Origin of the sequence: Silvimonas terrae (assembly GCF_014202765.1) — a bacterium.
Classification (GTDB): Bacteria; Pseudomonadota; Gammaproteobacteria; order Burkholderiales; family Chitinibacteraceae; genus Silvimonas; species Silvimonas terrae.
Genome location: NZ_JACHHN010000004.1, coordinates 204,111 through 229,412 on the forward strand (window position 1 = coordinate 204,111; position 25,302 = coordinate 229,412).

General features: G+C 59.2%; 28 protein-coding genes. 14 read left to right on the top strand and 14 right to left on the bottom strand.

The genetic code is table 11. The features are described 5' to 3' along the window. Positions 1-54: 54 nt before the first annotated feature. The 4 genes from HNQ50_RS11035 (at position 55) to HNQ50_RS11050 (ending at position 2,594) form a co-directional block, all read left to right on the top strand. The gene (locus tag HNQ50_RS11035; protein WP_184100611.1) at positions 55-261 is read left to right on the top strand and encodes a hypothetical protein; all 207 of its coding nucleotides are present in this window, start codon (positions 55-57) and stop codon (positions 259-261) included. A 125-nt stretch (positions 262-386) separates the two neighbouring features. Then, positions 387-1,091, top strand: coding sequence for a YggS family pyridoxal phosphate-dependent enzyme (locus HNQ50_RS11040; protein WP_184100613.1), 705 nt, complete (start codon positions 387-389; stop codon positions 1,089-1,091). 82 nt (positions 1,092-1,173) lie between these two features. Continuing rightward, positions 1,174-1,992 (top strand): pyrroline-5-carboxylate reductase, encoded by an 819-nt coding sequence (gene proC, locus HNQ50_RS11045; RefSeq protein ID WP_184100615.1) that lies wholly within the window; start codon positions 1,174-1,176, stop codon positions 1,990-1,992. A 14-nt stretch (positions 1,993-2,006) separates the two neighbouring features. Further along, complete coding sequence (locus HNQ50_RS11050; protein ID WP_246428679.1) at positions 2,007-2,594, top strand: YggT family protein; 588 nt, start codon at positions 2,007-2,009, stop codon at positions 2,592-2,594. A 71-nt stretch (positions 2,595-2,665) separates the two neighbouring features. Here HNQ50_RS11050 and HNQ50_RS11055 read toward each other — a convergent pair whose 3' ends face one another. After that, the gene (locus tag HNQ50_RS11055; RefSeq protein ID WP_184100617.1) at positions 2,666-3,082 is read right to left on the bottom strand and encodes an FxsA family protein; all 417 of its coding nucleotides are present in this window, start codon (positions 3,080-3,082) and stop codon (positions 2,666-2,668) included. Between HNQ50_RS11055 and cutA the strand changes: the two genes are divergently transcribed. From cutA to HNQ50_RS11070, 3 genes are read left to right on the top strand one after another with little or no spacing between them, the layout of a single operon-like run. Further along, positions 3,082-3,432 carry a divalent-cation tolerance protein CutA gene (cutA, locus tag HNQ50_RS11060; RefSeq protein ID WP_184100619.1) on the top strand — a complete coding sequence of 117 codons (351 nt, stop codon included), beginning with the start codon at positions 3,082-3,084 and terminating at the stop codon, positions 3,430-3,432. The two genes, HNQ50_RS11055 and cutA, sit on opposite strands and share 1 nt — an antisense overlap. Before the next feature lies 1 nt (position 3,433). Next, positions 3,434-5,038, top strand: a complete 1,605-nt coding sequence (dsbD, locus tag HNQ50_RS11065) for a protein-disulfide reductase DsbD (RefSeq protein WP_184100621.1) — start codon at positions 3,434-3,436, stop codon at positions 5,036-5,038. Beyond that, positions 5,035-5,538 carry a TlpA family protein disulfide reductase gene (locus tag HNQ50_RS11070; RefSeq protein ID WP_184100623.1) on the top strand — a complete coding sequence of 168 codons (504 nt, stop codon included), beginning with the start codon at positions 5,035-5,037 and terminating at the stop codon, positions 5,536-5,538. Before dsbD ends, HNQ50_RS11070 begins: the two co-directional genes overlap by 4 nt. An 86-nt stretch (positions 5,539-5,624) precedes the next feature. Here the strand turns inward: HNQ50_RS11070 and HNQ50_RS11075 are convergent, their stop codons facing one another. Further along, the gene (locus tag HNQ50_RS11075; protein ID WP_246428680.1) at positions 5,625-5,936 is read right to left on the bottom strand and encodes an ArsR/SmtB family transcription factor; all 312 of its coding nucleotides are present in this window, start codon (positions 5,934-5,936) and stop codon (positions 5,625-5,627) included. 197 nt (positions 5,937-6,133) lie between these two features. On the opposite strand from HNQ50_RS11075, the gene gpmI reads away from it, so the two are divergent. The 6 genes from gpmI (at position 6,134) to HNQ50_RS11105 (ending at position 13,249) form a co-directional block, all read left to right on the top strand. Next, entirely contained in the window at positions 6,134-7,684 is a 1,551-nt protein-coding gene (gene gpmI, locus HNQ50_RS11080; protein ID WP_184100627.1) for a 2,3-bisphosphoglycerate-independent phosphoglycerate mutase, read from the top strand. A 46-nt stretch (positions 7,685-7,730) separates the two neighbouring features. Next, a complete protein-coding gene (locus HNQ50_RS22480; protein WP_184100629.1) occupies positions 7,731-9,125 on the top strand; it encodes a murein hydrolase activator EnvC family protein in 1,395 nt (464 codons plus the stop codon). Positions 9,126-9,200: 75 nt separating this feature from the next. After that, positions 9,201-10,712, top strand: a complete 1,512-nt coding sequence (locus HNQ50_RS11090) for a S41 family peptidase (RefSeq protein WP_246428681.1) — start codon at positions 9,201-9,203, stop codon at positions 10,710-10,712. Between the two features lie 153 nt (positions 10,713-10,865). Then, positions 10,866-11,273, top strand: a complete 408-nt coding sequence (locus HNQ50_RS11095) for a hypothetical protein (RefSeq protein WP_184100631.1) — start codon at positions 10,866-10,868, stop codon at positions 11,271-11,273. A 52-nt stretch (positions 11,274-11,325) separates the two neighbouring features. After that, a complete protein-coding gene (locus HNQ50_RS11100) occupies positions 11,326-12,099 on the top strand; it encodes a HesA/MoeB/ThiF family protein (protein WP_184100632.1) in 774 nt (257 codons plus the stop codon). 253 nt (positions 12,100-12,352) lie between these two features. Further along, positions 12,353-13,249 carry a tryptophan--tRNA ligase gene (locus HNQ50_RS11105; RefSeq protein WP_184100634.1) on the top strand — a complete coding sequence of 299 codons (897 nt, stop codon included), beginning with the start codon at positions 12,353-12,355 and terminating at the stop codon, positions 13,247-13,249. Between the two features lie 762 nt (positions 13,250-14,011). Here HNQ50_RS11105 and HNQ50_RS11110 read toward each other — a convergent pair. After that, positions 14,012-14,518, bottom strand: a complete 507-nt coding sequence (locus HNQ50_RS11110; protein ID WP_184100636.1) for a GNAT family N-acetyltransferase — start codon at positions 14,516-14,518, stop codon at positions 14,012-14,014. A gap of 40 nt (positions 14,519-14,558) precedes the next feature. Beyond that, the gene (locus HNQ50_RS11115; RefSeq protein ID WP_184100638.1) at positions 14,559-15,323 is read right to left on the bottom strand and encodes a TatD family hydrolase; all 765 of its coding nucleotides are present in this window, start codon (positions 15,321-15,323) and stop codon (positions 14,559-14,561) included. Positions 15,324-15,430: 107 nt separating this feature from the next. On the opposite strand from HNQ50_RS11115, the gene HNQ50_RS11120 reads away from it, so the two are divergent. Beyond that, positions 15,431-16,366 carry a TerC family protein gene (locus HNQ50_RS11120; RefSeq protein WP_184100640.1) on the top strand — a complete coding sequence of 312 codons (936 nt, stop codon included), beginning with the start codon at positions 15,431-15,433 and terminating at the stop codon, positions 16,364-16,366. An 18-nt stretch (positions 16,367-16,384) separates the two neighbouring features. Here HNQ50_RS11120 and HNQ50_RS11125 read toward each other — a convergent pair whose 3' ends face one another. The 10 genes from HNQ50_RS11125 to HNQ50_RS11170 form a co-directional block, all read right to left on the bottom strand. Beyond that, positions 16,385-16,825: a PaaI family thioesterase gene (locus tag HNQ50_RS11125; protein WP_184100642.1), complete on the bottom strand. Its 441-nt coding sequence runs from the start codon at positions 16,823-16,825 to the stop codon at positions 16,385-16,387. A 69-nt stretch (positions 16,826-16,894) separates the two neighbouring features. After that, the gene (locus HNQ50_RS11130) at positions 16,895-17,161 is read right to left on the bottom strand and encodes an acyl-CoA-binding protein (protein WP_184100644.1); all 267 of its coding nucleotides are present in this window, start codon (positions 17,159-17,161) and stop codon (positions 16,895-16,897) included. A 136-nt stretch (positions 17,162-17,297) separates the two neighbouring features. Then, positions 17,298-18,755, bottom strand: a complete 1,458-nt coding sequence (gene wbaP / locus HNQ50_RS11135; RefSeq protein WP_184100646.1) for an undecaprenyl-phosphate galactose phosphotransferase WbaP — start codon at positions 18,753-18,755, stop codon at positions 17,298-17,300. Beyond that, entirely contained in the window at positions 18,745-19,848 is a 1,104-nt protein-coding gene (locus HNQ50_RS11140) for a glycosyltransferase (protein WP_184100648.1), read from the bottom strand. Before HNQ50_RS11140 ends, wbaP begins: the two co-directional genes overlap by 11 nt. Beyond that, positions 19,845-20,666: a glycosyltransferase gene (locus tag HNQ50_RS11145; RefSeq protein ID WP_246428696.1), complete on the bottom strand. Its 822-nt coding sequence runs from the start codon at positions 20,664-20,666 to the stop codon at positions 19,845-19,847. The genes HNQ50_RS11140 and HNQ50_RS11145 overlap by 4 nt, the downstream gene beginning before the upstream one ends. 100 nt (positions 20,667-20,766) lie before the next feature. Then, entirely contained in the window at positions 20,767-21,591 is an 825-nt protein-coding gene (locus tag HNQ50_RS11150) for a glycosyltransferase (protein WP_184100652.1), read from the bottom strand. Then, positions 21,588-22,712 (bottom strand): glycosyltransferase, encoded by a 1,125-nt coding sequence (locus HNQ50_RS11155; protein ID WP_184100653.1) that lies wholly within the window; start codon positions 22,710-22,712, stop codon positions 21,588-21,590. Before HNQ50_RS11155 ends, HNQ50_RS11150 begins: the two co-directional genes overlap by 4 nt. Then, on the bottom strand, positions 22,709-23,728 hold the full coding sequence (locus tag HNQ50_RS11160) for a glycosyltransferase family 2 protein (protein WP_184100655.1): 1,020 nt from the start codon (positions 23,726-23,728) through the stop codon (positions 22,709-22,711). Before HNQ50_RS11160 ends, HNQ50_RS11155 begins: the two co-directional genes overlap by 4 nt. After that, the gene (locus tag HNQ50_RS11165) at positions 23,725-24,966 is read right to left on the bottom strand and encodes a flippase (protein ID WP_184100657.1); all 1,242 of its coding nucleotides are present in this window, start codon (positions 24,964-24,966) and stop codon (positions 23,725-23,727) included. Before HNQ50_RS11165 ends, HNQ50_RS11160 begins: the two co-directional genes overlap by 4 nt. Further along, positions 24,966-25,295, bottom strand: coding sequence for an antibiotic biosynthesis monooxygenase (locus HNQ50_RS11170; RefSeq protein WP_184100659.1), 330 nt, complete (start codon positions 25,293-25,295; stop codon positions 24,966-24,968). The genes HNQ50_RS11165 and HNQ50_RS11170 overlap by 1 nt, the downstream gene beginning before the upstream one ends. Between the last annotated feature and the right edge of the window lie 7 nt (positions 25,296-25,302).

A 25,302-nucleotide genomic window follows, 5' to 3' on the forward strand; every position in this document is an offset into this window, starting at 1 on the left:
CAGTACCCCTGCACTGATCGCCGCACCGGCGGGCAACCCCTGGAGTACTTACTGATGAATGACCTCACTGCCGGCGCAATTGATGCGCTGATTGCCGCCGCAGCGTTTCTGGGCCTGCACACCTGGGTGCAAGGGCAAACGAGAATCTCACTGGTAATCGCAGCCAGCTTCTGCCTGCTGGTGGTGGCGGCCATTGCCCGGGCTGACCGCGAAGAAGAAAAGCGGGCAGGATGCCCCTCTGCCTCCGCCCGTCCCCGCTAGATAGCGGGCGGGACCGGTCCATTGCCGGTAAATGAACTTATAATGCGCTGCGGGCCGCGCTGTTGCGGCCCCGATCAGAGGCAGATGGCAGACCCCTGATTTGTTGGCTTCACCACGGCGAGCCCATGACCGATCACGCCCCACAGGCCCTTGCGGCTATTCATCAGCGTATTGAGAACGCCGCCCGGCAAAGCGGCCGCGCCAGCACCAGCGTGAAACTGCTGGCTGTCAGCAAAACATTTCCGGCCGATGATATCCGTCCGTTCTACGCTGCCGGTCAACGTGCCTTTGGCGAGAACTATGTGCAGGAGTTTGCCGGCAAAGTGGAGGCACTGGCCGATCTGACCGGGATCGAATGGCACTTCATTGGCCCCTTGCAGCGCAATAAAACCCGCATCGTGGCGGAACATGCCCACTGGGTTCATGCCATTGACCGCCTGCTGATTGCCGAACGCCTCTCTCAACAGCGTCCTGCAGATTTGCCGCAACTGAATGTGTGTATCCAGGTCAATGTATCGGGCGAGGACAGTAAATCGGGGGTCAGCCCGGCAGAGGCGCCAGCATTGGCACAGGCCGTCGCCGCGCTGCCAGGTCTAACCCTGCGCGGCTTGATGTGCATTCCAGAGCCAACACCGGATCTGGCTGTATTGGCCGGGCAGTTTGAACAGATGCAGGCCTTGCTGCTGCACCTCAACAGCCAGGGTCTGATGCTCGATACACTCTCCATGGGCATGTCAGCCGACCTGGAACAGGCCGTGGCGCATGGGGCAACCCTGGTACGCATCGGCACCGCATTATTTGGCGCCAGACCGGCCAAAACCACGGCATAATCGCAGGCGACTGCACCGCCTGGCGTGCCAGCCAGACAGCGACGAAAACCAGATAAAAACAGTCAACGGGATATCCATCGACATGAAGATTACTTTTATCGGCGGCGGCAACATGGCTGGTGCCATGATTGGCGGCCTGATCAGCCAGGGCTTTGCGGCCAGCGACCTGTTTGTGGTCGAACCCGACCAGGGTCGGCGCAACCAGTTGGCCCAGGAGTACGGCCTTGCCACCGGTGCCCCGGATCAACCACTGCCCGCCAGTGACGTGGTGATCTTTGCGGTCAAACCACAGCAATTGCGCCAGGTGGCACAAACAGCAGCGCCACAACTGGCAGGCGCACTGGCTTTGTCCATTGCCGCCGGGGTACGCGTGGACACCCTGTCACGCTGGCTGGGCGGGTACGCCCGCGTGGTACGCGTCATGCCCAATACCCCCGCGCTGGTCCAGGCGGGCATCTCTGGCGTGTTCGCCGCTGAAGGTGTCTCCGCCGAAGACCGCGCTGCGGTCGATCGCATTCTGGCCTCCATCGGTAAGGTGGTCTGGCTGAAAGACGAAAGCGAAATGGACGGTATTACCGCCATTTCCGGCAGCGGCCCGGCTTATGTGTTTTATTTTATTGAGTCTTTGCAGGCTGCGGCCCGCGCCCAGGGGTTTGCCCCGGATATTGCGCGGGAACTGGCTTACGAAACCGTCGCCGGGGCCATGAAACTGGCAGCACAAAGCGATGACGATGCCGCCACGTTGCGCATCAAGGTCACGTCCAAAGGCGGCACGACCGAGCGCGCCATCAACGCCATGGACAATAGCCAGGTCCGCGCGACCATCATTGCCGCCACCCAGGCCGCCGCCGCCCGCTCCCGCGAGCTGGGTGACGAGCTGGGTCGTGACACCGAAGCCTGAGCGGAGGCGTAACCATGCTGGCAAACGCACTCGACTTTCTGATCCGCAATCTTGCTGAATTCTTCATCCTGGTGTTGTTGATCCGCTTTTATCTGCAAGCCGGGCGGGTATCGTTCAAACACCCCGTAGGCCAATTTGTACTGGCCTTGACCAACTGGATCGTTCTGCCGGTGCGCCGCGTGGTGCCGCCATGGCGCAATCTGGATACCGCCAGTCTGTTGCTGGCCTGGGTGTGTGCGTTCCTGATGCATCTGATTTTGCTGGCCATTACCCCGTGGCCATTCATTTTCGGCTCGCCGCTCTCCATCGTGGCCCTGGTCCTGGCCGCCGCGCTGGAACTCTTCAAGATGTCGCTGTACCTCTTGTTTGCAGCCACCATTGGCCAGGCCCTGATGTCGTGGATTGCACCGTACAACCCGATGATGCCCGTACTGGAAGGGATCACCGGGCCGTTCCTGCGCCCCTTGCGCCGCATGATCCCCACAGTGGGGGGGATTGATATCACCCCATTGATCCTGATCCTGATCATCCAGTTGCTACTGGGCGTGGTGGTGGCTTCTCTGGAACCCTATATCCTGCAAAATGTGCGCATCGCCACCTGAAGCGGGATGACTTCCGCCCAATAAAAAAGGCCGCATCGTGCGGCCTTTTTCTGTTTTTCGGGAGCGTGGGCTTACTGGTTATCAATCTGGCGATTGGGGTCGGGGCGCGGATCAATCCGGCGAAAATCGCCTTCGATCACGCCATCGTCAACCGGACCGGCCCCCGAGGGCGTTTTATTGCCCCAGGGCAGCAACATGATCAATGCGACGACGTCACCGATCAAACCGGGTAGCACCAGCAAAACCGCAGAAATATAATAACGGGCCACCCAGAACAAGGATGCGGTGGTCACGCGCCCCTGGCGCAAATCATCAAACAGTGAAAACGCCACCGCCAGCTTGTGGTGACGCAGCATCAGGCCGCCGACCACGGCGGCAATCAGCAACCAGGCAATGAGCACGCCAACGCCGAACGCTTTGGCGAACATGATCATGGCAATGATTTCGAGCACTGGCCAGGCCAGCGCTGCGAGCAGGATAAAAGGCATTGGTTAATCCAGAAGCAAACCGTTGTGGAAATAACGCGGTCGTCGTGCTGTGCAATTGCCCGGATACAACCGTGGCAAACACACTCGCGCACGGGTTGATCGAAGCGCGGCTGGCGGCCTGTGTGAACCTGTTGCCGCCAATCCAGTCAGTCTACCGCTGGGAAGGAAGAATCGAAACAGCGGCAGAAGTTCCGCTTTTGATAAAAACAACCGGTGAACGTTATCCGGCGGTAGAAGCCTGGCTGGCTGAACACCACCCTTACGACGTGCCGGAGATCATCGCCCTGCCGGCGCAATCCGTTTTCCAGCCTTATCTGGCCTGGCTGCAAAGCGAAACCCTGGAGAAGTAACGTGCGGTCCCTGTTTACCCGATCCATCATGACTGGTGTCCTGGCGCTGTGGTGCCTTGTGACAGCCCAAAGCGCCATGGCGCTGGATGAAAAAGACCTGTTGCCGCCCAATGAGGCTTTCAAAGCCTCGGTAGAGCGCATTGATGCCAATACGCTCAATGTCCACTTCACCATCGCGCCAGGCTATCACCTGTACAAAGACCGCATCAGCTTTACCCCGCAACCGGCGCAACCCGTCACGCCGGCCCTGCCCAAGGGGCAAGTGGTGAATGATCCGAATTTCGGCAAGGTCGAGATTTATCCGCAAAGCGTGGACGTGCGCCTGACCAGTAGTCAGCCGTGGCCACAGACACCGCACCTGACGGTTCGCATGCAGGGCTGTGCCGATGCAGGCGTATGCTATCCGCCGCAAACGGTACAACTGACCCCGCCGACCGACAACGCATCGCACATGGATAAGCCCGGTCAGAGCGGTGTGAAACAACTGTTTGGCGGCCCCACAGAGAACACCACCCTCGCCGGCAATGACAGCGACGCGGGAGGGACCAGCGGTTTTTTTCGCAGTAGCCTGGCTGCCACAGTCGGGCTGTTCTTTCTCGCCGGTATTGGCCTGTCACTGACGGCCTGCATGTACCCCCTGCTGCCCATTGTGTCGGGCATTGTGATTGGCCAGAACAAAAGTCGCTGGCAAGCGTTTGGCCTGACGTTCGTCTACGTGCAGGGCATTGCGCTGACGTATACGGTGGTGGGCATTGCAGCAGCCAGTACCGGTACGTTGCTGACTGTGCAGTTGCAGTCTTCCATAACTGTCGTCGTCATCACCCTGTTTTTTGTGGCGATGGCGGCCTCCATGTTCGGTTTGTTTGAACTGCAGATGCCTGGTGGTTTTCAAAGCCGGGTGAATGAACTGGCCAACCGCTTGCCGGGCGGCAAACTCGCCCCGGTGTTCGTCATGGGTATTTTGTCGGCGTTGCTGGTGGGCGCGTGTATGGCACCGCCGCTGTTTGGCGCGCTGGCCTATATGGCCAGGACCGGCGATCTGGCGCTCGGTGGCGGCGCACTATATGCATTGGGACTGGGTACCGGCCTGCCGCTTTTGCTGATTGGCGCGTTTGGTGCGACGGTATTGCCACGCTTGTCGGGCAAGGCCATGACCAACGTCAAGCGCGTTTTTGGGGTGATTTTGCTGGGTACGGCGGTCTGGGTCAGCCACCCGCTCTGGTACAAACCCGCCAGCAATGGCTTTCAGAAGGTGGCCACCAACGCCGAGCTGGACGCCGCCGTGGCTGCCGCGCACGGCAAACCGGTATTGCTGGATTTTTATGCCGATTGGTGTGTCTCATGCCTGGAGTTCAACCGCAACGTCTTGCCTGACCCGGCGGTCAAGGCGCAATTGGCTAACTTTGTCCTGCTGCAAGCGGATGTCACTCGCAATACGCCGGATGATGCAGCACTGCTCAAGCGTTTTGGTTTGTACGGTCCGCCCGCCATGCTGTTTTACAATCGCGATGGCGAACTGCAAAAACGCCGCGTCATCGGTGATCCAACGGCGGCCGGGTTTGCTGCCACCCTGCAACAACTTGTTCAAGGAAACACCCTGCAATGATCCGTACAGGCCGTTTTCTGCGTCACACCCTCCTTGCACTCTGCGTCCTGGCGGCCAGCCAGTGGGCACTGGCTGATGCTTCACTCGACACGCCGCTCAAAGACTTGCAAGGCAAGCCACAAAAGCTCTCGCAATACAGCGGCAAGCAACCGCTGGTGATCAACTTCTGGGCGTCGTGGTGCGGCCCGTGCCGGCAGGAAACCCCGGATCTGGTGAAGCTGGAACAGAGCTATCACGGCAAGGTGCAGTTTGTCGGCGTCGCCATTGATGAACCCGCTCCGGTGGCGCAATTTGCCAAACAATACAAGGTGACCTACCCCATCTTGCTGGGCAGTGGCGACGCACTGGAACTGATGACCAAACTGGGCAATAACGCCGGCGCATTACCCTTTACCGTGGTGATTGATACCAAGGGCAATGTCGTGGTTAAAGACCTGGGACAGGTCAAACCGGCAGAAATGAAGAAAACGCTGGATGGTCTGCTGGGCAAAAAGGGCTAATACCCACACTTGCCCACGAATAAAAACACGGCCGGGTCAGCACATAAAGTGTGCTCCCGGCCGCGTTGTTTGATCTGGCCCGGCAATCAGCCGGAAAAACCACAGAAGACATCCCGCAGCATGGCAATGACTTCCAGCGTGCGAATATCGCCCACACGGTAGTACACGCGATTGGCATCCTTGCGGGTGCGCAGCACGCCCTTTTCCCGCATCAGTGCCAGATGCTGGGAGATATTCGATTGCGTCGTGCCCACCTGATCCACAATTTCCTGAACGCTGACTTCTCCGTCGCCCAGCACGCAGAGAATCTTCAGACGCAATGGATGCGACATCGCCTTCATGGCGCGCGACGCCTGATCAATATGCTCATCGGTCATCAGGTAATCAGGGTTATCCATTTTATCCATTGTTCTCGATTCTTCTGGCAGCACCATGTCCGGTGCAAGTCATTACAGGTTACGGCCCTTGAAAAGGCCGGAATACTTACTCAGCAAACTGATTACCAATCAGGATAGAATATCTAACCACCTTTGGAACCCTACCGCAACGCTGTTCACCAGCGCCAGCGGATTAACTACAAGGCTTTTGCAACACAATGAGCGCCGCCACACGCAATGAGGTCAAACCGGTTCTGCTGCTGATCCTGGACGGATTCGGATACCGCGAAGAAAAACAGGACAATGCGATTGCTGCCGCCGCAAAACCCAACCTTGACCGGTTAATGGCGCAATACCCCTGGACCACCATCAACGCGTCCGAACAGTATGTGGGATTACCTGCGGGCCAATTCGGCAATTCTGAAGTCGGTCACCTGAATATTGGCGCAGGCCGGGTATTGCAACAAGATATCAGCCGCATCGATTGCGATGTCGCAGATGGCAAACTGGGTTTGAACCCGGTGTTTGCCGGTGCCATTGAAAAAGCAAAACTGCACAATAAAACCCTGCATGTGCTGGGTCTGATTTCTGATGGCGGCGTGCATAGTCACGACGCCCACATTCAGGCACTGATCAAGGATGCCGCCGCTGCAGGCGTCAAGCGCATTCACGTGCATGCCTTCCTGGATGGCCGCGACACCCCGCCGCGCAGCGCCGAGAAGTATCTGCAAGCCCTGCAAGACACCTGTGATGCCGCGGGCAGTGCCCGCATTGTGTCGATCACCGGCCGTTACTGGGCCATGGATCGGGACAAGCGCTGGGAGCGCATCGTGGAGGCCTACGACGTCATCGTCGATGGCAAGGGTCTGTATCACGCCGATACCGCACTGGCTGGCCTTGCCGCCGCCTACGCCCGCGACGAGAACGATGAATTCGTCAAAGCCACCAGCATCGGTGCCGCCACCCGCGCAGAAGACGGCGACATTGTCGTGTTCATGAATTTCCGCGCCGACCGCGCGCGGGAAATTACCACCGCGCTGACCGACGCCGCATTTGACGGCTTTGCCCGCAACCGTGTGGTGACCTGGGGCGAGTTCTGCACGGCCACGCGCTACGCTGATAGTTATCCCTTCCCGGTGGCGTATGAAAAAGCCAAGGTTGCCAACAGTTTTGGCGAGTACATCGGCCAGTTGGGCCTGAAGCAGTTGCGCATTGCCGAAACCGAAAAATACCCGCACGTGACGTATTTCTTCTCGGGCGGCGAAGAAAAAGAATTTCCCGGCGAGGATCGCGTGCTCGTGCCCTCCCCCAAGGTTGCCACCTATGACCTGCAGCCGGAAATGTCCGCACCGCAGGTCACCGACAAGATCATTGAGGCCATTGGCACGGGCCAGTACGCCGCCATTATCTGCAACCTTGCCAACGGCGACATGGTGGGCCATACCGGTGTATTTGACGCAGCGGTTACAGCGGTAGAAACGCTGGACGCCTGTGTCGGACGCTGTGTAGAAGCCATGCTGGCCGCCGGTGGGGAAGTCATCATTACGGCAGACCATGGCAACTGCGAAGTGATGTACGACCATACCGTGCACCAGCCACATACCCAGCATACGACTGACGTGGTACCTTTCATCTACGTTGGACGCCCGGCCACCATGGCACCGCAAGGCACCTATGCACTGCGGGACATTGCGCCGTCGCTGCTGGCGATGATGGGTGTACCTCAACCTGAAGACATGACCGGCAAACCGGTCATGACCTTCCTCTAACCAGAACCGCCCGGAACGGCTTTCACACATTGACTGAATCTGCCACGTGCCAAGCCGCAGCCTGATTATTGCCGCGCTCTTTGTCGCCGCCGCAGCCACCCTGGCTACGGCGGCGCCGGCCATTTCTGCCAACCCGGCAGACAAACAGGAAAAGCAGGACGAGCTCAAAGACCTGCGCGGGCAGATTGATCAACTCAAGCATGATCTGGCCAACAACGAATCGCACCGCAAAGATGCGGCCGATGCATTGCAGCAGTCAGAAAAAGCCATTTCCGATGCCAACCGGGTGTTGAACGATCTATCCGGCCAGCGTGCGCTCACCACGGCGCAACTGGCCCGGCTGGAAGTGGACATCGCCCGCACCCGCAGCACTATCCGCGATAGCCAGAAACGGCTGGCGGACCTCTTGAACAGTCGCTATCGCACCCGCCAACTGGAAGCCTGGCGACTGGTCCTGAACGAACAAGACCCCAACCAGACCAGTCGTGAACTGACCTGGTACCGCTATCTGACCGCCGCGCAGCAACAACTGGCGCAGCAATTGCAGCAGCAACTGGATCAACTCAACGATGTGTCTGACCGCATCCGCGAGAAAAACGACGAACTGCAGGAACTTGCGCGGCAGAAAGCCGCCCAAAAAGCGCAGCTGGAAAGTGATCAGCAAGAAAAGCAGCAAGTGCTCAGCACCCTGTCGCAACAGATCAGCAGTCAGCGCAACCAGATTGGCAAATTGCAGGCCGACGAAAAACGCATCACGACCTTGATTGCGCGTCTGGATGCCATCATCAAGCAACAAGAACTCAAGCGCGCCCGTGAAGCCGCGGCGCGCAAAAAGGCAGAGGCCCAACGGCTGGCGCGTGAAGAAGCCGCCCGCAAAAAAGCCGCCGCCGCAGGCAAGAACAAAAACACGGCGCAGAGCGCCAATAACGTCAACCCGGATTCAACTGCAGCCGCACAAAGCAACCCGACGCCCGCGCCGGACACTGCGCCAGCGCAGGACAAGGTGACGCGCCAGAATACCGAGGAGCCGGACTCCAGCCAGTCCGGGCAGCAGTTTGCCGCGCTCAAGGGGCGTATGCGCTTGCCACTCAAGGGCGAGGTCATTGGCAAGTTCGGGGCGCAACGCGCGGAAGGGGCAACCTGGAAAGGCGTGTTTATCCGCGCCGCCAGTGGCTTGCCGGTCAAGGCCGTCGCCTCCGGGCGCGTGGTCTTTGCCGACTGGCTGCGTGGTTTTGGCAATCTGATGATTATCGATCACGGTGGCGGTTACATGAGCCTTTACGCCGCCAATGAAAGTCTTTTGAAAAAAGTGGGTGATCCGGTGCAAGCGGGCGATACCATCGCCACCAGTGGCAACAGCGGTGGCATGGGGGATTCGGGCGTATACTTTGAACTCCGCCAGCACGGCAAGCCGCTGGACCCGCTCTCCTGGGCCGGATAGCCACCAGAAACTTGTGCACAAGTTTCTGGGTACAACGTTAAATACGACACAAACACCCGTTTTTGGAGCTACTGAATGCCCAGCCTGAAGAAACCGGCGCACAAGCCGGCCAGCAAAATGCAGAAAATTGCACTCGTTCTTGTTGGCGCGGGCCTTGGTGTCGCGCTGAGTCTTTCGTTTAACGCGGTGGCGGATAAAGAAGCCAGCACCAACCCGCTGCCGGTGGATGAATTGCGCGCGTTCTCGACCGTGTTTGGTCTGATCAAGCAAAGCTATGTTGAGCCGGTCAGCGACAAGAAACTGATCGACAACGCCATCAAGGGCATGGTTTCCGGCCTTGATCCGCACTCTGATTACCTGGATGCCGACGCCTTCAAAGACCTGCAGGTCAGCACGCAGGGCGAGTTTGGCGGCCTGGGTCTGGAAGTGAACATGGAAGACGGCCTTGTGCGCGTTGTCTCCCCGATTGAAGACACACCGGCTTTCAAGGCCGGCGTGAAGCCTGGCGATTACATCGTCAAGATCGATGACACCCAGGTGCAGGGTTTGTCGCTCAATGATGCCGTCACCAAAATGCGCGGCAAGGCCGGCAGTACCGTCACGCTGACCCTGCTGCGCAAGGGTGAATCCAAGCCCATGGTGCTGCAACTGAAACGCGCCATCATCAAGGTGCAGAGCGTGAAGTCGCAACTGGCTGAGGCTGGTTATGGCTATATCCGCATCACCCAGTTCCAGGAACGCACCACCGAAAACCTGGCCAGTGCCCTGACCGATCTGTACAAACAGAACAAGGGCCCGCTCAAGGGTCTGGTACTGGATCTGCGGAATAACCCGGGTGGTTTGCTGACCTCTGCGGTGGGTGTGTCTGCTGCGTTCCTGCCCAAGGGCGATCTGGTGGTATACACCGAAGGTCGTACCGCAGACTCCAAAGTGCGGCTGACTGCGGATCGTGCGAATTACATGCGTGAAGACGCCAAGTCGGATTACTTCCAGAATCTGCCCAAGGACGTCAAAAACGTGCCGATGGTGATCCTGATTAACGGCGGCACGGCATCGGCCTCTGAAATTGTTTCTGGCGCACTGCAAGATCACAAGCGCGCGCTGGTGCTGGGTACACAATCGTTCGGCAAGGGTTCGGTACAGACCGTGCTGCCGATTGACGCAACCTCCGCACTCAAGATCACCACAGCGCGTTACTTCACGCCAAATGGCCGTTCCATCCAGGCCAAGGGCATCACGCCGGATATCGAAGTGGCAGAAGCCACTGTGGCCGGTCGTGGCGACTTCAGCGCGCTGGAAGTGCACGAGTCTGATCTGGAACACCATCTGGACAATCCGACCGACAAGGATGCCGGTAAGGTCAAGCCGAAAGATCCGGCCACCACGCCTGCCATCAAGCTCAATGACGCCCCGCAGATCAAGCCGCAAAAGCTCACTGCCAGCGAAGTGGATGCCGATGGTCCACGTCAGTTGGTCAGCAAGAATGACTACCAGCTGCAACAGGCACTCAATGTGCTCAAGGTGCAGCAACTCTTGCAGAACAAGGCTGCCGCACCCGCCGCTTCGGCCCCCGTTGCAGCAAAGTGACAGTAGTCAGATCGTCCTGCTCTGTAAAACCCCGCTTCTGGCGGGGTTTTTCTTTTGGGCCGATCTAAACATATGCCGTTTGGGCATTCATGCATGCAAACTGACGCCAGGACGCCTATGCTTGATGCAACAGGTTCAACTGGAAGCTTTGCAATGCCGTCGGCCCAAACCCCTCCTGAACGACACAAGACGCATGAAATCGTCTTTCACGCTTTGCCGGTCGATCAAGCTGTGCAGGCGGCCCGCATGCTGGGGCGCTTGCCTGGCGTGGTCGTACAGCCGCACGCCGCTGAACGCCGCGTCACCGTGCATTACGACGTGATGGAACACACGCTGGTTGAGCTGGAGTCCTGGCTGCAAAGCAGCGGTTTCCACCTCGATGGCAGCATCCTGCAGAAGATCAAGCGCGCATTGATCCATTACACCGAAGACGTTCAGCGCGATAATATGGAAATCCCGGAACACCCGATCAAACCGCGCGAAGTCTTTGTCAAAGCCTGGGACCATCATTTGCATGGCGACCACGACGACACGCCGGAAGAATTGCGACGCTATCTCTAGCGCGCCAACCAGATTGCAAAAACGGGGCCCTGGCCCCGTTTTTTATGACCTCATGACTGATACCTCTGCTGACCTTTCTGATGACCAGTTGCTGCGTTACAGCCGCCACATCCTGCTTGATGACATCGGCGTGGAGGGCCAGGCACGGATTGCCGCCGCCCGGGTGCTGATTGTGGGTGCAGGCGGTCTGGGTGCGCCAGCGGCGTTATACCTGGCGGCGGCCGGTGTCGGGACGCTGACCATTGCCGATGCCGATACGGTTGACCTGACCAATCTGCAGCGGCAGATCGTGCATGATCAGAGTCGTATCGGCATGAACAAGGCCCGGTCGGCCCGACAAACGCTAGCCGCCATCAATCCGGAAATCCGCATCGAGCCACTGGAGGAACGTCTGGCGGGCGAGCGCCTGCAAGCGCTGGTAGGAGCCGCGGACGTGGTACTGGATTGTTCCGATAACTTTGCGACCCGCCACGCGATCAATCGGGCCTGTGTCGCCGCCCGCGTGCCGTTGGTCTCTGGTGCCGCCGTCAGTTTTGATGGCCAACTCACCACGTTTGATGCGCGAGATAACGCCGCACCGTGCTATCACTGCCTGTTTGGCGAAGACGGCGATGCCAGCGACAGTCCTTGCGCTACGTTCGGCGTATTTGCCCCGCTGACCGGCATGATCGGTACGGCACAAGCGGCCGAAGCCCTCAAGCTGCTGGTGGGGATCGGCAAGCCATTGGTGGGCCGTTTACTGCTGCTGGATGCCCGCAATCTGGCCTGGCGCGAAATGCGTTATCGCAAGGACCCCGCCTGCCCGGTCTGCGGTCACCACCACTGAACGTAAAAAATACTGCTTGGCAAATGATTTTGATCCAGGGCATAGTGTTTGCATGAATACGCAATCCAGACACCTTTCTGCTGCACGATTTTATTGGTGGTATCGCACTTAACCGGCGGCCACCCGTATTCACACGACTATACGAAGCCGCCGATTCAGGCGGCTTTGGTCATTCTGAGGGCTCCCCTCACCTCCCCCCGAATCGGCGCTTCACCTTAACGCGGCAACACATGCCGCCCAGGAGCGCATCAAAATGACGGTCATTCCACCCAACCAGATTCTGCTGACAGGCGACAAGGCAACCGGCCCGCTGGGTCTGGGTCATTACGTACGCAACCTGCGGCAACGGCTGGCCTACCAGGAAAAGCACCGCCAATTCATGATGTTGGCGGATGTCCACGCTGGGGATGATCAGGTGCTCGAAATCGCCCTGGATTACCTGGCGATCGGGATTGATCCACAACGCAGCACGCTGTTTGTGCAATCACAGGTACCAGAACTGCAAGAACTGGCCGCCTGCTACGCCCGCTTTGGCGCCCGCACGCTGGGGCTGTCACAGAGCAACCTGGCCCATGGCGTGGCCGACATTACCGCGCTGAAAACGCGCCTTGTGCCCACTACCGACCCACAACAAGCGGCATTGGTGGAACACGGCAACGCGCTGGTGCGTGAGGTCAACGCCCGCGCCGGCACGGCCGTACTGGTCGAAGCGCTGCCGGTGCTGGCGGCCCATGCCAGCAATCGCGTCGCGCTCACCTCTGCCGCCCATGCGTTGCCGCTGGCAGCCAGCCCGGACGCTATCCATGCCGCCATCCATGCCTTGTCCACTGACCCGGAACGCGCCAGTGCCAAGGCCCCCGGGGACGTGGAGCAGAACGAAGTCTTTTTCTTTCTGGACGCGTTTGAGAGTGACATCCATTTTCTGGATGACCTCAAATCCAAATACCGCCGTGGCGGCTTGTCTGACGCGGTGATCCGCCACCACCTGGAAGCTTGCGTGCAACAAGCGCTGGAACCGATCCGCGAACGCCGCAACGCACTGGCACAGCAACCGGATGAGGTGATGCACTTGCTGCGCCAGGGCACGGAACGCGCGCGCAGCGTGGTGGCGGGGACGCTGGACGAAGTAAAACGGACGCTGGGGGTTTGAGGGTTAACAGCGGTGGTTTGGTCGCCTTTGGCGACCTACTGGATTCCCGCCTGCGCGGGAATGACGAGGTGGTAACGTAACCAGATCATTCTTGCGTACAGTTGGTTTGCAGGGTTGGGGTTGGGGTTGGGGTTGGGGTTGGGGTTGGGGTTGGGGTTGGGGTTGACTTGCCTCCGGCAGCGCCGAGCATCGCAGCGAAGGCCGGGGTTTCGGCGAAGGGGTGTCTGAGCCCGCAGGGCGAGTTCCCGTAGCCAGCCGGACTTCGCGAGAAGCGCCGGGAACCCGAAGGGCGCTATCGCAGGGTCGCCTTTCTTTTGGTTACTTTTCTTGGGGCCGCCGAGGCTGGCGAAGCAAAGTAACGTGCTCCGGCCACCGCCGGTATCCAAAACAACCGCGCCGAAGGCGCTAACAGCGGTTCAAGATTTTAACAGCACGACCAAGGCGGATTGTCGCTTCGCTCCGAATCCACCCTACGTCTGCAACAATATGAACCAGGCCTGCCACCCCGGATTCCCGGCCACCCCGCTGTATCTGTCATCCGGTACATCCAATGACTTTGTGGGGGTACCCACCGAGGGGCACGGCCTCCATCCGGGCTACGACGTGGTTCTTTGCCGGCAAAGGCCACCTACGGCGGCCGTACTGGATTCCGGCATTCGCCGGAATGACGAGGGAGACACTTGCCTGCGGATGCGCTCCAAAACGCCCCGACCAAACACTGGCAACTGCACTTGCCCACGGTCCCCGGGGCGTCAAGCCGTCTTACGCCCCCGGCAACCGCAACCCCAGAATAATCAAATCCCGCTCAACCTCATCCAGCACCGCAATCCGTGGCAGGTTGGCCCATTCGGTAAACCCGTATTTGGCAAACAGCGCCAGGCTGGGTTTGTTGTGCCCAAAAATAAAACCCAACAGCGTCTTGATACCCATTTCCGGCGAGATGCGCATGGCTTCTTCCAGCAACCAGGAACCCAGGCCCTTGCCGCGTGCCGCCTCGGCCAGATAAATGCTCACTTCCACTGTGCCGTCATAGGCCGGGCGGCCATAGAACGACGAAAAGCTCATCCAGCCCAGGATCACGCCATCCGTGCCTTCCACAACCCACAAAGGGCGTGTCGGTTTCTGGTGAGCGGCAAACCAGTCGTGGCGACTTTCCACGCTGACGGGTTCCGTATCTGCGGTCACTTCACGCGAAGCGATGGTGCTGTTGTAGATATCAACAATGGTGGGCAAATCGGCAAAGCGTGCCGGGCGCATGGACCAAGACATAACCATTCCTAAATCATTCAAGTATTAGCGGCGCAGCGGATTAGCCGGCCAGACGCGGCAGCGCCGCCAGGGTGTTGGCGACGGTCGCGCGGGCGATATTGTCCGCTGTATCGGCGCGCAGGTCAGCCAGAACCTGCGCACAGGACAACATCTGCACAGGCTCATTACGACCGCCGTCAAGCCAGGCAGGCGGGATATCCGGGGCATCGGTTTCCAGCACAATGGCCTCCAGCGGCAGTTCTGCCGCCAGTTTGCGAATACGCAAAGAGCCGGAATAGGTCATGGCGCCACCAAAACCGAGTTTGAATCCCAGTTTGAGAAACTCCTCAGCCTGTTGGCGACTACCATTAAAGGCATGGGCGATACCACCACGGACTTTCCATTTGCGCAGGTATTTGAGCACCTGATCCTGAGAGCGGCGGATATGCACGATCACCGGCAGGTCAAAATCCCGGGCCAGTTTCAGTTGTGCCTCAAACACGGCCACCTGTCGGGCGGCGTCCAGGCCTTCTACAAAGAAATCGAGACCGATCTCGCCAACGGCCACAGGCTGTTCACGCGCCAGCCAGCCAGCCAGTTCTGCAATGTGTTCGTCGCGGTGCTGGTCAATGTAGATGGGGTGCAAACCGTAAGCGACGCTGACACCTTCATAGCGCGACATGGCGCGGGTTTTGGCAAAGGTATCCACCGTAATGGCGGGTACTACCCAGCGCGCGATGCCTGCAGCGCGTGAGCGGGCCACGACCGCATCGCGGTCGGCATCAAACTCTGGTGCATCCAGATGAATATGGCTATCAATCAGCATGGAACTATTGTGTCTGGCAAGTATCTGTCGATTGCGGCAAAGAGGCCGCGATCCAGACCCAAAACAATACAGCAATTCAAACAGCGCAACCGCCGCGGGAGTTCTTTGTGAGTGATTTAGTCAGTTGGGCCGTATTCGGCGTTGTGGTGATCGCGCTGCTGGTGTTTGATCTGGGCGTGCTGCACAAGCATGACCGGGAAATCACCATCCGCGACAGCCTCAAACTCTCTGTGTTCTACATCAGCGCCGGGCTGTTGTTTGGCTGCTGGGTCTGGTACTCACGCGGGCCCAAAGACGGCATGGATTTCTTCACCGGTTTTCTGGTGGAAAAATCATTGTCGATGGATAACGTGTTCGTGATTTCCATGATCTTTACCAGTCTGGCGATCCCGCGTTTGTATCAGCATCGCGTGTTGTTCTGGGGCATTCTGGGTGCGCTGGTCATGCGGGCGATCATGATCGGGCTGGGCGCAGCGCTGGTGCATGAATTTGCCTGGCTATTGCTGTTCTTTGGCCTGTTCCTGGTGTTTACCGGGTTCAAAATGCTGTTTGCCAAAGAAAAAGAAGAAACGCTGGAAGACAGCAAACTGTTTCGCTATCTCAAAAGCCATCTGCGGCTAACCCCTCGACTCTACGACAATCACTTTGTCATTGACGGCAGCCAGCATGGGCTCACGGCCGGGCGCTGGGCCACGCCTTTGCTGCTGGCCTTGCTGATGGTGGAAGGAGCCGATCTAATCTTTGCGGTGGATAGCATTCCGGCCATTTTCGCCATTACCCAAGACCCGTTCGTGGTTTACACGTCCAACATCTTCGCCATCCTGGGTTTGCGTGCCTTGTATTTTGCGCTGGCAGGTATGGTGCACCGCTTTGTGTATCTGAAATATGCCCTGGCGCTGGTGCTGATCTTTATTGGGGTGAAGATCGGGCTGGTTTACGCCGGCGTGAAAGTGCCGTCCGTACTATCGCTGGGGGTGACTTTCGGTCTGCTGGTGGCCGGCGTGCTGTTTTCCATGCTTAAAACCGGCCGCCGGGTTGCTTAGACGGCCGGCAGAGCATGGTTAGCGCCGGATGATCACGCAGGTTGCCGTGGCGTGGGCCAGCAAGACACCGTCGGCGTTGCGGATGCTGCCTTCGGACACGGCAATGGTGCGCGAGACATGCAAGACCCGGCCTTCTGCCACCAGGGTCTCGTTACGCGGCACCGGTTTGACCATCTTCACGTTCAGATCAACCGTGCTATAGCCCACGCCTGCTTCCAGCGTGGTGTGTACGGCGCAGGCAGTGACGGAGTCAAGCACGGTGGCCGCGAAACCACCATGCACACCCCCCAGCGGGTTAAGGTGGCGCTCATCGGCCGTGGCGGTGAACTTCACATAGCCTTCTGCCGCTTCTGCCATCGACATCGGCATGGTCTGGGTAATGGATGGGGCTGGCAATTTGCCGGCGGCCATGGCTTGCAGGATTTCAAGGCCGGTCAGTTCGGCAATGGATTGATTCATGGCATGCACTCAAAGGGTAGATAGACAAAAGGCCGGTAGAAACCGGCCTTTTTCAGGACAACGCAGCGCTTAGCTGTCGTTCTTTTTGAGTTCTTCCACCAGCGCCACGTACTGTGTCATGGCTTCATCGCCAGTCAGTCCCTTGAGCTTGGCCCAGGCGTCGTACTTGGCTTGTGCCACAAAGTTGATGGCAGATGGACGATCGCCACTGACGTCACCATCAGCGGCTTGCTTGTACAGTGCATACAGTTTCAGTTTGGTCTGGACATCCGGCGCGTCGTTAAGCTGAACGACTTCTTCCTGCGCGGTTTTGAACTGCTCGGCCAAAGTAGACATGCTGACTCCGATCCTGGTGGAAACAGGTTTTAAACGATTGTTTGAATACCGAGTATATCCCCGCCCCGCCAGGCGGGCTATCCATCAAACAGCGGCACCGGGGAAAACCACTACGGTTGCCCGGTACGCTGATCGTTCAATATGCGCCGTGACCACCGGTCACGCTGCGGATGGTCTTGCAGATGATGGCGATGTCGTACCAGAGGTTCCAGTTCTTCACATACCAGGCATCCAGCGCCACTCGCTCATCATAGGTGGTGTCGTTACGTCCCGACACCTGCCACAGCCCCGTGAGACCGGGACGGGCCTCCAGGTAAAAGTCTACCTTGTCGCCATAGCGGGCCAGTTCTTCATCAATGATCGGACGCGGGCCAACCAGGCTCATCTCGCCCTTGATCACATTCCACAATTGTGGAATTTCGTCCAGGCTGGTGCGACGCAGGAAATGGCCGATCTTCGTAATACGCGGATCGTTCCTGAGCTTGAAGTCTTTGTCCCACTCTGCCCGCGCTTGCGGGTCGGTGGCCAGCAGATGTTCCAGCACTTGCTGGCTGTTATGCACCATGGTGCGGAACTTCCAGCACTTGAACGGCTTGCCGTTCATGCCCACACGCATATGCCCGAAGAACACACTGCCCGGACCCCCCTGGCGTTTGACCTGCCACATCAGATACAAGAGGATCGGGGAGAGCACCACCAAGCCAAACAGCGCCCCGGTCAAATCGAAAATCCGCTTCATCCACATCAGCGTGCGTACGGTCAGGTTGTTACGCACCCGCAGGAGCAGCACTTCGTGGCTGAAAAAGTGGTACGGCACTACGCCAAACAGGGGTAAACCGGCCACCGGCGGAATGATGTGAATGTCTTTGTAGCGCAGCGTCAGTTGTTCAATCTGGTTGGACAGCGCCTTGAGTTCTTCTTCGTCCACCGCCACCACCACATGCGGGCGATCATTGGCATCCAGCCAGCTCATCAACCCTTCCCGCTCAATGGTGATCACCGGCAGCGATTCACCATTGAGTTCAATCCGCTCCATGCCCTGCGGGCTGACCGCCAGGAATGCCTCAATGCGAAACCCCAGTTGCCGTTCGCTTTTCATGGCGCAATAAGCGGCCGTGGCGTTTTCTCCGGTGCCGACAATCACCGTCGGCATTTGCCAGATATTGAGTTTCAGCAGCCAGCCTTTGGCCGCACTGCGAAACCAGGGCAGCAACAGCATCGCCACACCCCAGGACACTGGCCACAAGAAACGGGACACAGTGAACTTGCCCAGCAAGACCAGCATGCCGTTCAGCAGCCCAGCCAGCAGCAAGGCGCGCAGGATATCGAGTAACTGATCCCAGAAGGGCAGGCGCAAGCTGTAATGACCACGCCACCAGAAGTTGGCTACGGTCAGCAGCGCCAGCAGCAGGAATGCCATGCCCTGTTGCTGGCCTTCCCACATCCACCACAGATCAAAGCTGGCGCTGATGCGCTGATAGCGAAAGATCCACAACAGCAGCATGGCCATGCCAAAGGCAATGGCCAGCGCCATAAAGTCGGCCAGCGCCAGCCAGATTTTGGCTCGCTCGGGTCGTTCGTGTTTAAGCGCCATGTTTCTCCGTTCCGGGCACGGGTGTGAAGCCGTAGGCGGTATAAAGCGCCGCCATCATCACATCCAGTGAGTAGTGTTGTTGTACAAACTGCCGCGCGCGCCCCCCCAGAGCCTCTCGCGCGTGGCGATCCTGTGCCAGCAAGGCCAGCCTTGCCGTAAAGTCGGTGGCTGAATCGGCCAGGTAGCCGTTGTCGCCATCCTTGACCAGATCGCGATTGCCGATCACGTTGGTGGCAATCACCGGCAGACCGGCGCCCATGGCTTCCAGCACGGCCACCGGCATCCCTTCCCAGCGGGAGGTCTGGATATAGATATCCAGCTCTGCCATCCGCGCCAGCGCGGTTTTGCGATCCACCCAGCCGCTGATGCTGACACCAGCAGCGCGCAACGCGCTCTCGCCAGATTCATCACCGCCACCAATCCAGACAAATTCAATCTCACCCGGTTTACCCAGGGCGGCGGCAATCTGCGCAAACAGTTCCGGGTTGCGTGCCAGTGTGACCCGCCCGACTGTGCCCACGCGCACCACCCCCGTATTACCGGGTGCGGGCGTAATGGCGGCCAGATCAACCGCGTTATGCACTTCCAGCACATTGTCTGACAAATGCGTGCGGATCTCTTTGGCCTCACCCGGTGAACAGGCGATAAAGGTCACCGGCGAACCGGCCAGCAGTTTTTCAATCAGCAAAAAGACGGTGTTCTTCAGCCGACCCTCTGCCCGCTGCAAGAACGACAAACCATGCGGCGAGAAAAACCATTTCGGGCCACGGTAAATCCAGCTCAGAATGCGGCCCAGCGCGCCAGCCTTGCTGGAGTGCAGGTGCACCACATCCGGCTTGATGGCCTTGAGCGTATCGTGCAGCAAGCGCCCGGCGCGCCAGTCGGCCAGCGGTGAAATCGACCGCGTCATGGGCAGTTGCACCAGTTCAATCCCGTTGGCGAAGAGTTCGCGCCAGTTGGCGGGGGTTTCTTCGCGCACGCTATGGATCACGGTGACACGATGTCCATCGGCAATTTGCCGGTTGGCCATCGCCGTCACCATGGACAGCGTACCGGCACCAAACGATTCGACGACGTGGGTAATGTGGCTCATGCATTCTTCCCGCGTCTGAGTTTTGCTTTGAGTTTGAAGATCAATTGATAAGGCAACACCAGCAGCAGGGCCGAGCGGGCGATGCCCAGCCATGCGGCTACGCTGGCGTCTTTGTGATGCCATTGCAGCGCTAGCCGGCTTTTGATCTGCCGCTGCCGTTTAGAGAGAGAAATCCCGCCGGGATCAAGCTCGTAATGGATGACCACATCGGCCAGGTTGGCCACTTCAAAGTGCCGGACAAAGGTCCAGAACAAGGCATAGTCTTCCGCTGCCGGGGCATCCAGCGGGTAATGCCCGGTGGTGATCAGCGCGGCACTGCGGAACAGCACCGCCGGGTGGACAAACGCAGAGTTGCTACGCATGGCGCGTGCGATATCGGCATGGCCCGACGGGTGCCGCAGCACAAATTGCTCATAACCCGCCTGATCGACCATGCTGGCTGCGCCGCCCAGCAACATCACCTGGGGATGTGCATCCAGAAACGCCACCTGACGGGCAAAGCGGTCCGGTACATTGGTGTCACCGCAATCCAGACGCCCAATGAGTTCATAGCCACGAGACTCAATCCAGGACAGCCCGCTATTGAGTGCATGTTCAATGCCCCGGTTTTGCGGCAGATGCAAAAACCGGACCGTGCCCTGGGCCGTAAAGGCCTCGCGGGCGGCGCGTTCATCGATAGGCGCGCGCGCGCTGCCGTCGTCGACGACCAGCACGTCCACCTGTTCGTTCTGGCCGAACGAGGCCAGCGAACGCACCAACCCTTGCGGGTTGTTGTAGTGCGGAATCAGGCAAACGACGCGGTTCTGGTTTTGTTCCATCTTCAAGTACAAGTCTGTGTAAAGGGCGACCAGGGTGGCCCGCCCGATTCGGGTTTCTTTACGATGCCGTGGAATGCAATTTGTTCAATGAGAGGCCCATTCACGACCAGCTTTTCACGCCCAGCCACTGTTTGACCTGCCGCGCCACCCCAAAGGGCACTACCAGCCATATCAGTGGCTTGAGCAACATCAGCCAGGAGCGCGGTGATGCATCAACGTAACGCAGCAAGACTTTGAATCGTGACCATTGCTGGCGCCGCCGCCGGCTCAGTGAAATTCCGGCGGTGGTGTATTCGGTCCGGACCAGCACATCCGGCAAGTTGGCAGTGCGATAGCGGGCGACAAACTTCCAGAAATAGGCGAAGTCTTCTGCCGCTTTGCAATCAACCGGGTAGTCCCCCAGCGCCGCAACACCCGTCATGCGGAACATCACTGCGGGATGGGTGAAGGCGTTATCCACATGCATTTGCCGCACGATTTCGGCATGCGTTTGTGGCTGGCGCAGCGTAAACCGGTCGCCCGTCTCATCAAAGAACACCACCGCGCTGCCCAGCAGATACACGTCTGGATGCGCATCCAGCCAGGCCGCCTGCCGCGCGCAGCGGTCCGGCACATTCAGGTCGGCACAATCCAGCCGCGCCACATAGTCGTAATGCCCGGCGGTGCGGATACCAGCCAGGCCCGCATTCAAGGCGTATTCAATGCCCTGATTTTGCGGCAGATAAACAAAATGGAGTTCGCCCTGGGCGTGCCAGGCGGCACGGCACGCGGCCTCATCCAGTTTCTGGCGCACGCTGCCGTCATCGACAATCCAGGCATCCACCTGCTCGTGCTCACCCACAGAGGCCAGCGACGCGCACATGCCTTGCGGGTTATTGAAATGCGGGATCAGCAACGCAATGCGATTGCGCGGGGGGTGACTCACCGGTTCTGCTCCTGATCAAGCACATGACGCGCCGGTAGCGTGACCGGGCTACCGAGCAAAGCGGCCCAGCGATCCAGCAGCAGGTTTTTGTCGTAGTCGTAAGCACGTAGCCGCAACTGCCCAGCCAGTGCCGGATGGCGTGGCACCTGGGCCAGCACAAGGTCTGCCAGGGCTTCACCCGTCGCCGCAGGGCTGACAAAGTCATTGGCGTACTCGCCAAACAGTTCGACCACACCGCCGGCCGCCGTGGTCACGACCGGTAGCCCGGCCTTCATGGCTTCCAGCACCACCAAAGGGCAGCCTTCAAACCAGGAGGTCAGCAGCAAAAAATCGGCGCGGTGCATAAAGTCCGCCACGTCGTGCCGGGTGCCCATGAATTCAATCAACGCAGCCAGACCGCGTTGTTCGGCTTGGGCTTGTAACTGCGAGCGCAGCGGACCGTCACCCAGTACGGTCAGCTTGGCCAGTTGCCCGCGGGACACCAGCGCAGAGAGTGTGTCGAGCCACAAGGTGGGTTGCTTTTCCACGTCGATACGGCCCACAAACAACAAGCGCAGCGGATTGCCCGGGTAACGCGGCGGGCGGTGCTCAATGTTTTCAACAAAATTGGGGATGACATCCCAGCCCGGTGCTTCCGGCTGTTTCAGCCACTTGCCCATAGAAGCACGGGCGTGTCTGGAGACAAACACCAGTTGCTTGAGACGCCGGTAGATGGTCTGGCACGCAAAGCGGTGTAGCGGATTCATATGTGCGCTGGCATCGACATCTGCCAGCGGGCCATGCACCCAGCCGATCAAGCGCTTGCCCAGCCCGCGTGTGGCGGCCCAGCTCATGTACAGTGGCATCAGGAAGGTCGCGGCGACCACAATATCGGCCTCGCGCGCCAGTTGTCGCGCAGCCCGCCAGCCGGCCAGCCATGTCCACGGTTTGCGCGGTTGCCAGGCTTGCGACAGGTCGACCACTTTGACCCGGCGTGTGCGTTCCTGCCACAGGTTGGTGGCATCACCCAGCGTGACCAGCGTGACGTCAAAGCCGCGCTCCGCCAGGCCCTCCCCGACCAGTGCGGCGCAACGCTCCACCCCGCCCAGCCCCAACCCTCTGAGGAAAAAAGTGATTTTCATGTTCTACCCGTCAGCCGTCGCAGCGCATTGAGCATGCCGCGCCCGAGCCGGTGTTTGAACCATTGTTTTCGATAAAGCGCCGCATAGCCTTCTGGTACTGGCAACGCGCGCTTGAGTTGTCGCGCCACCGCCAGCGTGCGCGGTGATGCCGTGGTGCGCTGCCAGCCTTCCAGCCAGGCCAGCCCCAGCACACTCACGCCCCCCGGATGCGCGGCATGGATGGCCAGCAACATCTGCGCATAGCTGGCGAACTCCGCCACACCCAGCGTCCGGCCCGGTTCGGCATATTCGGCAAACAATGCGGCCTTGTCCTGCAAGGCGGCGGGCAGCAGGGATGGCGCATAAGCCGCGCGTATCCCTTGCGCGGTATGGCGCAACGCATCCCGTTTGGTCTGGGTAATCTGCCCGGCGTGACAGCGATAACGCAACAGTGCTTGCGGCACATTCACAAACCGCGCGCCGCGCGCCGCCAGCGCACACCACAGTGCGTAGTCTTCGGCATGCGTAGCGGCGGCATCGTAGGGCACCTGACGCAATAGCCCGGTTCGCGCCATCACGCTGGGGTGAGCGAACGCCACATTAAACAGCAATTGCAGCTTGATGGCGGTGTCGTCCAGCGGCGTTTGCCATACGCCGGACCGCTCACCAAAGAACGTCACCCAGGTGCCACAGACGTCGGCGCCGGTGGCGGTCAGGGTATCAAGCTGAATTTGCAGGCGCTGCGGTTCTGCCAGATCATCGGCGTCCATCCGCGCCAGCCATGCGCCCCGCGCGGCGGCGATCCCTTCATTCAGCGTGGCGATCAGGCCGCGATTCTCCCGGCTGATGATCTGAAACCGCGGGTCACGTGTGGCGTGAGCACGCAGGATAGCCAGTGTGGTATCGGCAGAGCCATCATCAATGGCAATGCACTCAAAATCCGCCAGCGTCTGTGCGGAGAGTGAGTCGAGCGTCTCCTGCAAAAATGCCGCGCTGTTGTAGCACGGCAAGACAATGCTGATCAGCGGCGTACTCATGCTGCTGCCTCTTTCAGTACGCGGCGGGCACGCCACCAGAACGCCAGCACAATCCAGGTTTCAACCAGCAAGACCACTTGCGCGGCCCGCACTGCGCCGTGGCCCGGCAAGAACAGCAAGAGGCCAGCCACATTAATGACGCCAGCAACGATGAGTACGCGGCTGAAATAGCGCTCTTGCCCAAACGGCAGCAAGGACTGCATGCCAAACACATAACTGAATGCGCTCAGTAATACGATGGGCGCCAGCCACATCATGACCGGGCTGGCTGCCGCCAGATCACGCCCGACCAGCAAGGGCATCAGCCACGGTGCACCAATCAGCAGAATCAGGGTCAGCACCACACCGGCACCCCCTTGTACCAGCAATGCCTTGCGGATCATGCGCACCGCCGCCGGTTTGTCGTTATGCGCCAGTTGCGCAATGCGCGGATAGGTAGCCTGTACCAGCAGCGAAATCAGGCCCTGGACATTGACCAGCAGTTTGTTGGCCGCCGCAAAGTAGCCCACCTGCAGTACGCCAGCGTACAGGCCCACCAGGGTGGTGGTCGCTGTGGTGTACAGACTGGTCGAGAGCGCCGACAAAAAGAACGGCCAGCTATTGCGCAAGGAGAGTGTGATCTCTGCACGCGACGGTTTCACCCAGTGTGGTCGCGGCAACCCCCATTGGGTAAACCACCAGAACAGGCCCGCCAGGATCATGGGGGCGGCTTGCAGTACCACGGCCAGATTCACGTCGGCCGGGCTTTTGACCAGCAGCAACAAGAAACCCAGCAACAAAGCCCGGGCCAGCACACTGATGACAGAGGCAACACGCAGCTCTTCCATCCCCTGGAAATACCAGGTGGGAAACATCACCGACGCCACCACATTGGTCAGCGAAAACAGAAACACCGGTGCCAGCGCGCGCCAGTCCGGTACAAAGGCAGTTGCGGCACCCAGCACCGCCATGGAGATCAGCATCAAGCCGGACTTGGCCAGCATGGTGCGCCAGAAAATGGCGGCAATCTTTGCTTTGTCATCCCGCGCGATGGCGATTTCCCGCGTGGCCGACAGGTCAAAGCCAAAATCGGTAAACAGGATGCCGTACTGGATCACCGACGCCGCATAGTTCATGGCGCCAAATGCCTGCGCCTGCAACACGTGGGTGAGGAAGGGGAAGGTGACAAAAGAGATCAGGTACTGCAGTCCCTTCACCACATACAGCGCCAGAATATTGGACGCCAGCTTGCGATCCATCAGCGCCCCATTCCCGGCGGTACCGGGTGGGCAAACGCACCATCGCCATAGCTTTTGAGGACTTCGGCCACAATCACGTGATAACCCTGATACCAGGTCTGATAGTGGCGTTTGGCGGTGAGATGATCCGGATGCTGCATCAAGCGCTGCAGGCCATCGAGCTTATGCCAGTAATAGACCACGCAGGTCTGGCCTTTGGCGGTGTTCTCCCAGGTATCCTGCCCGGCAAAATCCGGGTCGGACGCAGCCGCGCTCATGATCGCCGCATCCAGGCGGTCGAACTCGGCGTCGTACTGTTTTTTGGCGAAGATAAAAGTCGCTGAATACATGCTTTGG

Bases quoted from the DNA above. Each gene is read 5' to 3' on its own strand.
- HNQ50_RS11035 (WP_184100611.1), top strand. From the start codon at position 55: ATGAATGACCTCACTGCCGGCGCAATTGATGCGCTGATTGCCGCCGCA.
- HNQ50_RS11040 (WP_184100613.1), top strand. From the start codon at position 387: ATGACCGATCACGCCCCACAGGCCCTTGCGGCTATTCATCAGCGTATT.
- proC (WP_184100615.1), top strand. From the start codon at position 1,174: ATGAAGATTACTTTTATCGGCGGCGGCAACATGGCTGGTGCCATGATT.
- HNQ50_RS11050 (WP_246428679.1), top strand. From the start codon at position 2,007: ATGCTGGCAAACGCACTCGACTTTCTGATCCGCAATCTTGCTGAATTC.
- HNQ50_RS11055 (WP_184100617.1), bottom strand. From the start codon at position 3,082: ATGCCTTTTATCCTGCTCGCAGCGCTGGCCTGGCCAGTGCTCGAAATC.
- HNQ50_RS11070 (WP_184100623.1), top strand. From the start codon at position 5,035: ATGATCCGTACAGGCCGTTTTCTGCGTCACACCCTCCTTGCACTCTGC.
- HNQ50_RS11075 (WP_246428680.1), bottom strand. From the start codon at position 5,936: ATGGATAACCCTGATTACCTGATGACCGATGAGCATATTGATCAGGCG.
- gpmI (WP_184100627.1), top strand. From the start codon at position 6,134: ATGAGCGCCGCCACACGCAATGAGGTCAAACCGGTTCTGCTGCTGATC.
- HNQ50_RS11090 (WP_246428681.1), top strand. From the start codon at position 9,201: ATGCCCAGCCTGAAGAAACCGGCGCACAAGCCGGCCAGCAAAATGCAG.
- HNQ50_RS11095 (WP_184100631.1), top strand. From the start codon at position 10,866: ATGCCGTCGGCCCAAACCCCTCCTGAACGACACAAGACGCATGAAATC.
- HNQ50_RS11100 (WP_184100632.1), top strand. From the start codon at position 11,326: ATGACTGATACCTCTGCTGACCTTTCTGATGACCAGTTGCTGCGTTAC.
- HNQ50_RS11105 (WP_184100634.1), top strand. From the start codon at position 12,353: ATGACGGTCATTCCACCCAACCAGATTCTGCTGACAGGCGACAAGGCA.
- HNQ50_RS11110 (WP_184100636.1), bottom strand. From the start codon at position 14,518: ATGTCTTGGTCCATGCGCCCGGCACGCTTTGCCGATTTGCCCACCATT.
- HNQ50_RS11115 (WP_184100638.1), bottom strand. From the start codon at position 15,323: ATGCTGATTGATAGCCATATTCATCTGGATGCACCAGAGTTTGATGCC.
- HNQ50_RS11125 (WP_184100642.1), bottom strand. From the start codon at position 16,825: ATGAATCAATCCATTGCCGAACTGACCGGCCTTGAAATCCTGCAAGCC.
- HNQ50_RS11130 (WP_184100644.1), bottom strand. From the start codon at position 17,161: ATGTCTACTTTGGCCGAGCAGTTCAAAACCGCGCAGGAAGAAGTCGTT.
- wbaP (WP_184100646.1), bottom strand. From the start codon at position 18,755: ATGGCGCTTAAACACGAACGACCCGAGCGAGCCAAAATCTGGCTGGCG.
- HNQ50_RS11140 (WP_184100648.1), bottom strand. From the start codon at position 19,848: ATGAGCCACATTACCCACGTCGTCGAATCGTTTGGTGCCGGTACGCTG.
- HNQ50_RS11145 (WP_246428696.1), bottom strand. From the start codon at position 20,666: ATGGAACAAAACCAGAACCGCGTCGTTTGCCTGATTCCGCACTACAAC.
- HNQ50_RS11155 (WP_184100653.1), bottom strand. From the start codon at position 22,712: ATGAAAATCACTTTTTTCCTCAGAGGGTTGGGGCTGGGCGGGGTGGAG.
- HNQ50_RS11160 (WP_184100655.1), bottom strand. From the start codon at position 23,728: ATGAGTACGCCGCTGATCAGCATTGTCTTGCCGTGCTACAACAGCGCG.
- HNQ50_RS11165 (WP_184100657.1), bottom strand. From the start codon at position 24,966: ATGGATCGCAAGCTGGCGTCCAATATTCTGGCGCTGTATGTGGTGAAG.
- HNQ50_RS11170 (WP_184100659.1), bottom strand. From the start codon at position 25,295: ATGTATTCAGCGACTTTTATCTTCGCCAAAAAACAGTACGACGCCGAG.